This window comes from Aureispira anguillae (genome assembly GCF_026000115.1).
Classification (GTDB): Bacteria; Bacteroidota; Bacteroidia; order Chitinophagales; family Saprospiraceae; genus Aureispira; species Aureispira anguillae.
The window spans coordinates 4,900,415-4,911,678 of sequence record NZ_AP026867.1; the positions used below are offsets into that span (position 1 = coordinate 4,900,415).

The 11,264-nt window shown below is 35.7% G+C and carries 7 protein-coding genes and 1 tRNA gene; 3 read left to right on the plus strand and 5 right to left on the minus strand.

The genetic code is table 11. The features are described 5' to 3' along the window. Positions 1 to 51 precede the first annotated feature (51 nt). The 3 genes from AsAng_RS19180 (at position 52) to AsAng_RS19190 (ending at position 5,138) form a co-directional block, all read left to right on the plus strand. Positions 52 to 4,074 carry a hybrid sensor histidine kinase/response regulator transcription factor gene (locus AsAng_RS19180; protein WP_264788708.1) on the plus strand — a complete coding sequence of 1,341 codons (4,023 nt, stop codon included), beginning with the start codon at positions 52 to 54 and terminating at the stop codon, positions 4,072 to 4,074. A gap of 79 nt (positions 4,075 to 4,153) precedes the next feature. Further along, positions 4,154 to 4,429, plus strand: a complete 276-nt coding sequence (locus tag AsAng_RS19185; protein WP_264788710.1) for a hypothetical protein — start codon at positions 4,154 to 4,156, stop codon at positions 4,427 to 4,429. A 151-nt stretch (positions 4,430 to 4,580) separates the two neighbouring features. Beyond that, complete coding sequence (locus AsAng_RS19190) at positions 4,581 to 5,138, plus strand: hypothetical protein (protein WP_264788711.1); 558 nt, start codon at positions 4,581 to 4,583, stop codon at positions 5,136 to 5,138. 14 nt (positions 5,139 to 5,152) lie between these two features. Here the strand turns inward: AsAng_RS19190 and AsAng_RS19195 are convergent, their stop codons facing one another. The 5 genes from AsAng_RS19195 to AsAng_RS19215 form a co-directional block, all read right to left on the minus strand. Beyond that, positions 5,153 to 5,479, minus strand: a complete 327-nt coding sequence (locus AsAng_RS19195; RefSeq protein ID WP_264788712.1) for a hypothetical protein — start codon at positions 5,477 to 5,479, stop codon at positions 5,153 to 5,155. Between the two features lie 112 nt (positions 5,480 to 5,591). Next, on the minus strand, positions 5,592 to 6,977 hold the full coding sequence (locus AsAng_RS19200; protein ID WP_264788713.1) for an erythromycin esterase family protein: 1,386 nt from the start codon (positions 6,975 to 6,977) through the stop codon (positions 5,592 to 5,594). 332 nt (positions 6,978 to 7,309) lie between these two features. Further along, positions 7,310 to 7,393 (minus strand) — tRNA-Leu (locus tag AsAng_RS19205). A gap of 158 nt (positions 7,394 to 7,551) precedes the next feature. Next, entirely contained in the window at positions 7,552 to 9,867 is a 2,316-nt protein-coding gene (locus AsAng_RS19210; protein ID WP_264788714.1) for a type IA DNA topoisomerase, read from the minus strand. Positions 9,868 to 9,966: 99 nt separating this feature from the next. Further along, positions 9,967 to 11,253 carry a PIN-like domain-containing protein gene (locus AsAng_RS19215; RefSeq protein ID WP_264788715.1) on the minus strand — a complete coding sequence of 429 codons (1,287 nt, stop codon included), beginning with the start codon at positions 11,251 to 11,253 and terminating at the stop codon, positions 9,967 to 9,969. Between the last annotated feature and the right edge of the window lie 11 nt (positions 11,254 to 11,264).

The following is an 11,264-nucleotide window of genomic DNA, read 5'->3' on the forward strand; positions in this document are numbered from 1 at the left end:
GCTGTTTAGATTTTGTCCTATACTTAGATTAAAAAAGTAAACTAGATTTTAATGAAAATAAATAGGCAGATTTTAATCCTACTATTTCTACTGACATGTTTTACTAATCTTCTAGCCCAAACGTACCTTTTTGATGCTCAAAACATCACTAGTCAGCATGGTCTATCCAATCTAATGACATCTGCCGTCTTTCATGACCAACAAGGTTTTTTATGGATAGGAACCAAATATGGTCTAAATCGGTATGACGGTTATACCTTCCAACAATATACCGCCGAAAAAAATGGTTTATCCTACAATCAAAACATCAGAAAAATTCAAATAGATACAGCGGGTAATCTATGGTTGTTTTATTCTTATGTTTCTAATGGTGAGTTTGTCACAACAGTTGATATTTTTAATCCCATTACTCAAAAAGCCGTTCCTTTTGACCAATATTTCAACCATAACACTCCTTTTTCTACTACTGAGTTTAGCTATCTTAATATTGATGATCCTAAAAATCGAATATGGCTGACCAATAAAAAGGGAGCCATCTTTCTTTATCAAAATGGTATCTTTAGAAAAGTTTTTGAGAAAAAGGGAGCTAATTTTAAATACCTCAGTATTGATTCAGGCGGTGATATTTGGTTAGGTACTAAACAACAACTGTATCGAATTTCCTTCTCAGGAAAACTGCTAGAAACCGTCCAACTTCCCCACTCGATTAGTGGCTTATGGAGCGGAGAACAAGATAAGATTTGGCTAACTACTACTGATTTTTCTATTCTCCCACGACAAACATATTTTTGGTGCAAAGAAAAGAACAATCCAAATCTAAAAGAGCTCGTGCTAAAACAAGAAGGACATGGTTCTTCTCATCCACAACAAGCTTTTAGAAGCAAAAAAGGATTTTGGTATGTGATTATTGATTATCATTTTCACCTATTTAATGACAAGGGAGAATGGCTCTTTGATTTTAATTCTCTACTGGATTATGAAGCCAAGACAAATTTTACAGATTGTCTAGAAATGGGCAACAATGTATGGTTTAGTTCTCCTGCTGGTCTAATCCAAACCACGATTAAAACCAACCCATTCCAGCTTGTCCACAAAAGAGAAGTTTTATCTGATTGTAGGGATATAACAGAGGATGACAAGGGCAATATCTACTTTCTTAATGCCAATTTATATCAATGGAATAAGTCCAATAATCAATTAAAAAAACTATCTAAAACCCCTAATAACATAGGCTTAGTTTATACTGACAGTACACTCTTTTCAGGAGTCTATAGTGGTAATATACTAGGTAATAAATTAGATTTAAAAACCAATCAAGAAACCATTATTCCAAGTGCTGGATATAATCAATTAAAAACATTAATAGCAACCAACACGAAGCATTTATATTTAATAGGTCAAACAAAAGGGCTTGCTTACCTCCATTTAGAACAAAACAAATATTTACCATTTGAGCACTACAATGAATTTAAACAACTAAAAGATGCGAATATTTCTTACTTTCATCGAAACGATACAGGGATATGGATTGCCACGGATTTAGGAATTTTCTTAATGGATGAAAAAAAGGGCATCTTACAACACTTTGATCAAGCATCTGGTGATCTTCCCTTCAATCCTATTCGGTATATCTATGAGGATAAAGCAGGTATATTTTGGTTGGCAACTAAAGGGGGAGGAATTATTAGATGGGCTCCTTATTCCAAAGATTCTAAGGCACTTCAATTGACTACAATGGATGGTTTATCCAATAATTATACCTATGCCATTCATGAAGATGATTTTGACAACCTTTGGATTTCTAGTGACAAAGGCTTGATGTCTATGAATAAAAAAGATTATCAAGTTAAAATTTACACCACCGATGACGGTCTACCACACAATGAGTTCAATCAGACAGCCGATTATAAAGCCAAAGATGGTGCCCTGTACTTTGGTGGCTTAGGAGGATTAATTACATTTCATCCCAAAGACCTATACAATAACACAGAAAATAATAGCCCACTAGAATTCACCAAATTATACCTATTGGAAGACAATAAAGAAAAGAGTACCGACAAAACTCAATTGCTTTATACTTCGGATGAAATTAGCATAAAACCAGAAGATAAATTCTTTGAAGTCCATTTTGCTTTATTAGATTTTGATCGTTCAGAAGAACATCAATATGCCTATCAAGTTCAAGGCTATAGTGATCATTGGAATTATAGTAAAGAAAACTACATTCGTATTACCAATTTGCCCTATGGTACCTATCAATTAAAGGTTAAAGGAAAGAATAACAAAACAGGTTGGTCAAAACAAGAGTTAACCTTAACCATTAAGGTATTAAAGCCATTCTATCTAGAGTGGTGGTTTGGTCTTTTGTTGTTCCTTTTTGCACTTTCCATTTCCATACTAATACTACAATGGAGAGAACAAAAAATAATAAAAGATAATCAACGTCTTGAAGAAGAAGTTCAAGACCGCACAAAAACCATTCAGAATCAAGCAAAGAAACTAAAAGATTTAGACAAAGCAAAAACTCGATTTTTCTCCAATATTACCCACGAGTTTCGCACCCCGCTTACCTTGGTAATTGGTCCTTTAGAACAACTCATTGCACAATCCTCCTCAAGCGACTTACGTCAAAAGTTAGATCGTATTTTAAAAAATGCACAACATCTTTTGATTTTAATTAATCAACTCTTGGACCTTTCTAAAATTGAGGGTGGGAAAATGGCTATTGCAGTATCTAGAGGAGATATTATTGCTTATACACAAGAGCTTACCAAGCGGTTTCAGCCGTTGGCTGAGGAAAAAAATCAACGCTTGAATTTTATTAGCCAAATAACCACATGGGAAACCTCTTTTGATAAAAGAAAATGGGATAAAATTATTTATAATTTACTATCCAATGCCATCAAATTTACGCCTCCTGACAAAGCTATTCAGCTGAGTTTAATGGCCATTCAAAAAGGAGAAAAAGAATTTATCCGACTGGACGTAAAAGATACAGGGTCAGGCATTGAAAAAGATCATTTGAAACAAATTTTTGATCGATTTTACCAAGTTGATTATTCTAGTACTCGTCAACAAAGTGGAACTGGAATTGGTTTGGCATTAGTAAAAGAATTGGTAGAACTACAGGGAGGAGAGATCACTGTTTCTAGTGAATTGTACAAAGGTACTTCTTTTGAAGTTCACTTGCCTGTTTTAGAATCAGAGGCAACAGTTTCTTGGGAGGACTCTCCTGCGCTTTCCCCCGTTGCCCTTAGCACTAATTTAACGGCGATTCCCAAAGAAGAAAACGTTCTTGTCAGCCAAGAAAACGTTTTGCCTAAAAAGGAAAAGCTAGAACTGCTTATCATTGAAGACAACACAGAAATGCGAGCTTATATTCGTAGTTGTATTGATCCTAATCTGTATGCGATCACAGAAGCTGCTGATGGAGAAGAAGGGATCAAAAAAGCATTGGATTTAGTTCCTGATTTGATTATATCGGATGTTATGATGCCTAAAAAAGATGGCTTTGAAGTCGTACAAACCATACGCAAGACCATTAGTACCTCCCATATTCCTTTTATTCTATTAACTGCTAAAGCTAGTTTAAGCAGCCGACTAAAAGGATTACAACAAGGAGCAGATGCTTATCTGACCAAACCATTTAGTCCAAAAGAATTAACGCTTCGGATACAAAAACTCATTGAATATCGCCATTTACTACAACAATACTATCAGCATCATTTCCCACTTGTTACTAAGATGGAAAAACAAACCCCTAAAGAAGATGCTTTTATTGTTGAGTTAAGAAACTATATCCTTGAACACCTTGACGAATCGAACTTATCTGGTGATCGCATAGGAAAACATTTTGCTATAAGTCGGGTACATTTACATCGTAAACTAAAAGCCTTGACCAATCAACCTATCAGCGAGTTTGTTCGAGCCATTCGACTAAAAAAAGCATTTGAATTGCTTCAAGAGGGAGAATTCAATATTTCTGAAATTGCTTACCAGACGGGTTTTTCTAGTATTAGCCATTTTTCAAGATCGTTTAAAAAAGCCTATGGAAAAGCCCCTTCCAAATTGTAATCCATAAAACCACCCCAATTGTGCTTATGCACGCATGCAGTAATTATTCCTTTATTTCTATTACATACTATTCTACCAAATGAATTACGAAGAGGTTTCAACTATTATTCAGACTATTTTTCTTCAATATTTTAATGTCTCCCTCAACACCACTACTTGGGAACAGCCATTAGAGCAATTGCAAGAAGATTTTAAAATTTTAGATTATCTACTTTTTTTAGAAAAGTTGCTACAGCAGCAACTCAGTAAAGATATTGTCCTATTAGAAAACATTAGTCCAGCCATTCATAGCCCCAATGATATTGTTGCTTTGGTGCTGAAATTATGCGTTAATGAATGTTCTTGTACGGTTTAAGAAATCGTAATTGTTAATAATACTCCGTTGATTTTTTAACGGAGTATTCTGTTAAAAATGGGGCAATTTTCCCATTCTAAGTGCGAGAAAAAGCACAATGGCAAGGCTTGTGTTATAGAGATGGGCAATTAATTAATGTTATAAATATTATATGAACGTTAGAATTATTCCCCTCTTCATTTTCCTATTCTTTATCGCAACGTCTTGCGTAATTCAAATTACAGGGTTTACCTCTAACTATAAAAATGTTAAGCTAGGTAGCCCTCAATTAATAAAAAAAATTCACCCCGATCATCTGCTTTGTGAAGCAACGTATTCTGATTCTTGCAAAGTGGTTCTTGTTAATGGCAAGCAATTAAAAAGCTGTATACAGGAGAAAGACCGAGTCATTCTATATATATGGGATGGCAATTGTTCAAGCAGTTACTGTTATGGTCTAGATCGAGTACAAGCCTATCTAAACGAAAAAGGTATTGCGCTATACGTAGTTGCTGAATATTACGACAAACAACTATTAAATGCCTTTTATAACCTCCAATATCCCATATTTGGAATCGACACGGAATACTACAACACTAATCTTATCGGGAAATATGTAAAAAAATTCCTTGCGGACTTGTCCATAAAAAAACAAGATTCAAATCGAATGATTTATTTGGAAAAGGGAAAATTTGTCAAAACTTTTCAAATCTTGGAAAAGATCCAATAACCTTACGAGGCAAATTAATTATCTAACAGATCTGGATTGGTCTGTTGTTTCTTTCGAAGGTGTTTTAGTTTTGAATTGGTATTCATTCCTCCAATAAATATAAAAAGAACGACACAAATCAGGAGAAACAGCCCCCCTCCTATATCAAAATGATCTGCATGGCTATTAAAAGATACGCTTAGATAGATTAATACCCCCACCACAAAGGTCAACAGCCCCCAAAACAAAAACTGTTTTGCAAATATTTGAACTCCATTAACGACATGAGCAATATGCCTCAATGAAAGTATCCATGGTAAGATTAATAACAATAAGGCAGGATAAATTAAAAAGGAATACATCGTAGATTATAGTTTTAGAATTTTATTATATCTAAATATAGAAATTAAATGCAGAATAAATAAATAGAAGTAGCGCATATAATACCTACACAACATTGATCCACTCTTCTATTTATTTTGGCAATTTAGCAGGATTAACCTCATCTAGATAAAAGCAAGCATTCCATTCTGAAGGTTTAATCTTAATTTCATAATCATTCTCTCTAAGACTTGTATTTTCTTTAAACCAGCTATAGGTTGACAAGGGTACATCCTCCATGTTAAGGTAATAATTTTGAGCTGCTATCGCTTGCATGGTATTTTCCAAACCATCATTGGGTGGAGTAGGAATGGTATCTCTAAAGCGCATGGAGGGTGCCTGCCACTTATTCCAGAAAAAACCACGACCATAAACCATTCCTATAATAAAAAGATCCTCTTTTAACTCCTGTTTTAAGAGTTGTCCCATTGGCGTGAAGTTTCGATAAAATTCTCCTTGATACTGCGATGCTGTTTTAGTATGTATAACATGATTGATGACAATGATTTTAGCCGCTTCTTTATACGATAACATCCATTTTATATTTTCAGCCATGGCTATTTCTCGACCATTTGCCCCTGCATACATATTGATGTGATGCGCTGTTGTATCTTTTATATTCTGGTAATTTCGATAATAATTTTCAGCCATGCGCATAGATTTTACACATTGCAAAACCCACAGATAGTCCTTTTTAGAACTTTTAGCTAGGTATACATCTTTATTCGAATGAAAGGATTGAATTAATTCATCTAAAATTAAGACTAACTTATTTTGTTGCTCAGCGGTTAATTTTGTCATGTAATGATAAGCAGCCCATTTTGTCATATGCCCTAAATAAAAGGACATATCCTTTTTTAGCGTTCTAGCCTTAGCAACATCTACCGAATCCAAATAAGAAAAGATTTGTTGAAACGGAAAGTTCCAATCGTTGTAAAAACCTCCTATATCTGCTCCAAAATAATCTACTTTATTGGCATTGGACTGATTATACTTCCTAAGCCACTCTACCATAGCTCTTCCTCTTTCCCATTCAGAATAAAGAATATCAATACTTTTTTTCCATAAATAAGGGATAGAATCTTCTCCGTGAATATAGTCGTTCAAATATTTTGATTCGGGCAAACCGCTTTCTGTAGCAATGGTATTGAAGCCTTTTTCTTGGACTAAATAAGTAATCAGCTCATATTGTAACGCTAACATCTCCTCACAATTATGAAAACCTTCGCTAAGCACAACAACGTTTGCTTCTGAAACGTCTTCTGCAATTGCTTTTACAAGACTATCTAAGGTATTTCTATTGCTAAAATCAAAAGGAATTGCATTTTCCTTTCCCCATTCAATAAATAATTCTTCTCCATTGAGGGTAGCAATAGGGCTATTTGGATGGACATCCGCTGGATTGGATTGTTTATTGGTACAACTTTTAAGGATAAAAAGGAATAAGGAAAGAATAAAAATGGTTTTTAATCGATGCATTTTTAATTTGGATTAATTGACTAATTGGGGATATACAAAGATAGCATCTAAAATAAGGTAAAAAACAACCATTTTCTTCTAATAAATGGAATTTCAAAAACAATTCGAGCGAATTAAAGAACTTAGAAAACACCAAGAAGAAATTATTTTTTTCTTTTTAATGGTTTACTTTTCAGTTCGTTGTTTTGCTTTTTTGGGGAATCACAAGAAGCAAGAATACAAGCATTTTCTAATCTAATCTATAAATATTCAACTTTCCTATGCTTGCCTTTTTGTTCCTAAATATCCTTCCATAAAAAAAGCACCAATCTAAGTTTAGATTGATGCTTTAGTGCCCCAAGGGGGAATCGAACCCCCACTCCCTTGCAGGAACTGGATTTTGAATCCAGCGCGTCTACCAGTTCCGCCATCAGGGCTTATTGATGTATTGTTCTTTGTAGAAGCGATTGCAAATATACGGGAAGTTTTATTAAATGCAAATTTTGAAGCTATTTTTTATCGTTTTTTTTGCCAAAAATAGAAAAAAAATTTTTCCATCAAATCAAAGACACTGATTACTAGCATCTTGTTATTTTTATTGTTTTGTCAAAATTTTTAAAACCAATGCTTTGGTAAGCGCTTTTCCTTCCGCTTGTCTTCGGATTTCATCAAATTCAAACCTAAAATCACAACCTTCTTTCCATTGGCTACAACCATAAGCTTTTTGTCCCTTTATTACTGTCCCCTTTTGGCATTTGGGGCAAACAAGCGTATCGGGACTTTGAGTAGCCGTTTTTGTATCTTTTTCTGCTGCTTTTAACTGGAGTTCAAATTGGGGATTAAAACTAAGTACCCCATCTATTTTTTGTGCCCCCTCTTTAAACCCCTTAAGTTTTACGGTAGCTCCTTTAGAGAGCAATCGTAGCAATTGTTTTTCTGAGATTTTTTTCCCCATAAACACAAAAGGCAAACGAAAATCACAGCCAGTCTTCCACTCACTACACCCATAATTGGTTTTACCCTTTAGGAGATTCCCCTTTTGGCATTTGGGGCAAGTTTGTTCTACAAGAGTAAGTGCTTTAGCTTTAGCAGCAGCCTTGGGTTTAGGTACTCCCAACTTAGGCGCATCAGCAGGATTGGATAGTCTTCGGACATATTTTGCTGCTTTTACCTCTGCCACCAACTGGCTCACCATCCGTTTCATATCATAAATAAACCGAGCTGCATTATAAGTCCCCTCCTCTATTTCCTTTAATTGTTTTTCCCACTGCCCTGTTAATTCTGCCGATTTGAGCAGCTCATTTTGAATCACCTCTGCCAATTGCAATCCTAAGACCGTAGGAATTAATTGTTTCTTTTTGCGTTGGATGTATTTTCGCTTAAACAACGTCTCAATAATAGCAGCTCTAGTAGAAGGTCGTCCAATACCATTGGCCTTCATCAGCTCACGCAGTTCCTCATCCTCTACTTTTTTTCCTGCCGTTTCCATTGCCCTCAAGAGGCTCGCCTCTGTGTACAGCTTAGGCGGCTGCGTTTGTTTTTCAATAAATGAAGGCTCATGAGGGCCTGTTTCTCCTTGCACAAAAGCAGGCAAGATTTTCACCTCATCCTTTTTCTTTTTACTTTGAGTAGCCTTTAGAACAACTCGCCAGCCCTCGTCTAAAATTTCTTTTCCTGTAACCTTAAATTTAACCTTTTCTACCAGCCCCAAAACAGTAGTATTAGCCACTAAACAATCTGGATAAAAAGCAGCAATAAATCGACGCGTTATAATATCGTAAACTTGTTGCTCATTTTGTCCCAATCGCTGTTGGTAACCTGTCGGAATAATTGCATGGTGATCGGTTACTTTTTTATCGTTAAACACCTTCTTAGACTTGCGTATTTTCTTGCCGACCAACGGTTGTGTAAAAGTGCTATAATTGGTTAATTTTTGTAAAATGCCATTTACTTTGGGATATACATCATTGGGTAAAAACGTAGTATCTACTCTAGGATAAGTAACTAATTTTTGTTCGTATAATTTTTGGACGATTTTGAGGGTGTGGTCTGCTGAGAAGCCAAACTTGTTGTTGCAATATACCTGCAAACTGGTCAAATCAAATAATTTAGGCGGTAGCTCCTTCCCATTTTTTTTAGTCACCGTCGTCACTTCAAAAGGCTTGCCCTCTACCTGTTTAAAAAGGGCTTCTCCATCCTCCTTCTTAAAAAATTTGCCTTCGGTACAGCTAAACATGACTTCCCTGTACAAGGTTTGCAATTCCCAATAAGGTTCTGGCTTAAAATTCTCAATTTCTTTGTATCGACTGACCAACATGGTCAATGTTGGTGTCTGTACCCGCCCAATGGACAAAACCTGTTTGGGGCCAGCATAACGCAAGGTAAATAAACGAGTGGCATTCATTCCTAGCAGCCAGTCGCCAATAGCACGAGAACTACCAGCATAGTATAGGTTGTCATAATCCGAAGCATCTCTCAAATCCTTAAAACCATCTTTGATGGCCTCTGGAGTAAGCGAAGAAATCCACAGACGCATTACTTTTCCTGTATATTTAGCCTCCTTAATGACCCAGCGTTGGATCAATTCTCCTTCTTGCCCCGCATCCCCACAATTAATAACAACTGTCGCCTTTTTAAACAAGCTTTCGATGACCTTAAATTGCTTTTTCACCCCTTGATTATCCATCAACCGAGTTTCAAATCGTTCTGGCAACATGGGTAGATTATACAAGTTCCATTGTTTCCAATCGGCATCGTAATCATCGGGAGCATATAAGGTACAAAAATGACCAAAGGTCCATGTTACCGCATAGCCATTTCCTTCAAAATAACCATCTTTTCTTTCTTTGGCTCCTATTATATGAGCAATTTCTTTAGCAACACTTGGTTTTTCGGCAATACAAACTTTCATCTATGGTTGGTTGGTTAAAAATGGGCTCTCCCTCTAGCAGAATAATCGTCAAAGAACGATCTTTTTATGCTGAATCCCTAAATTTACAAAAAAGTAAGACTATTCATAAATCAACTCCAAGGTAACTTCCATAGCATCTACTTGGTCATAAATTTGGTATCGCCTCAATTCTACCTCTACCAATAAATGATAGTGCTCTAGCAAATCAATTTTTAATTGTAACAAATTATCGATCTCAAAATTTTGTGTAAGATCAGCAATCAGTTCTATCCAAAAATCATTGGGTTCCTCTACCGTAGTTCTATAAGGATATAACGCTTCTAGTAATTTCTGAAGGTTTTGAATGGTCAATTGCTCCCCATTTTTTGCCAGTACATCCGCCTCTGCATCCTCCCAAATTTCTGTTGGAGTGACCAAATGAGCACAAGACTGCCCCAAGATGGTTGAAAAAATTTCTTCGGCATGCAGAATATAAAAAATATCGCCTGTGTTTTGGTAAAAATTTTCTAAATAATGCACATAAGCTTGCTTATTAATGTCTACCCAATCGCTCTTAGTAACATCATTGGTCAAGAAAATAAGCGGGCGTTTTTGAGGAGCATTAGCCGACCACTTCATCAGTTCGTGAAAGATGCAATAATCCCCATACGGATTTTTAGGTTTCTTATCGATATCTCCTATTCCAGGGAAAACTTTATGAGGATATTGATATAAATAAGCAGCTACTTTGGTTGCAAATTTCTTTTGGTCAACGTTGTCAACATCCTTACTCAAATGGTCGAACTCCTGCTTAATAAACTTAAATTCTTTTTTAGTCAATGCCTCTACGGTCTGCAACTGTGGCAATAAATCCTCTAAATCCTTTTGATGCAAGGCTTTTTTGCAGGCTTTAATGCGTTCATTAGCCGTTTGTTTTAATAGTGTCAATATATGAGCACTCTCTTGATATACTTTTTCCAAACGGGTTCTAAAATTAGGGTACGCTGCTAAAACATCTCCATTTTCTTCCAAAAAATCTATAATTTTTGCTCCAAGTTCTTGTTGATAAGCCGTAGGACGTTTTAGGACTAATTGCCGACCATAAATACGCCTTACTTTATTTTTGTGTTTTGCATATTCTCGGCTCACTTGGTCGCAAACATAAACCCGATCCTTGTTTTTTTCCAAAAAATCATACAAAGCAAAACGAGCAGCAATTGGCATTTGATAATACGCCAATAAGACATTGGTATCCAAAAAAACAACACAATTTTCGGCTAAGTTTTTGGCAGCAGCCAGCCCTTCTTTATACAAGGCAACACAATTTTGTCGAATGTCTTTATTTTGTTGATTAACTTGGGCACCATAACTAAAATCGCTGCCTATTTCTTGTTTGTTCTTGCTCACTTACTCACCTT

Bases quoted from the DNA above. Each gene is read 5' to 3' on its own strand.
- AsAng_RS19180 (WP_264788708.1), top strand. From the start codon at position 52: ATGAAAATAAATAGGCAGATTTTAATCCTACTATTTCTACTGACATGT.
- AsAng_RS19185 (WP_264788710.1), top strand. From the start codon at position 4,154: ATGAATTACGAAGAGGTTTCAACTATTATTCAGACTATTTTTCTTCAA.
- AsAng_RS19190 (WP_264788711.1), top strand. From the start codon at position 4,581: ATGAACGTTAGAATTATTCCCCTCTTCATTTTCCTATTCTTTATCGCA.
- AsAng_RS19195 (WP_264788712.1), bottom strand. From the start codon at position 5,479: ATGTATTCCTTTTTAATTTATCCTGCCTTATTGTTATTAATCTTACCA.
- AsAng_RS19200 (WP_264788713.1), bottom strand. From the start codon at position 6,977: ATGCATCGATTAAAAACCATTTTTATTCTTTCCTTATTCCTTTTTATC.
- AsAng_RS19210 (WP_264788714.1), bottom strand. From the start codon at position 9,867: ATGAAAGTTTGTATTGCCGAAAAACCAAGTGTTGCTAAAGAAATTGCT.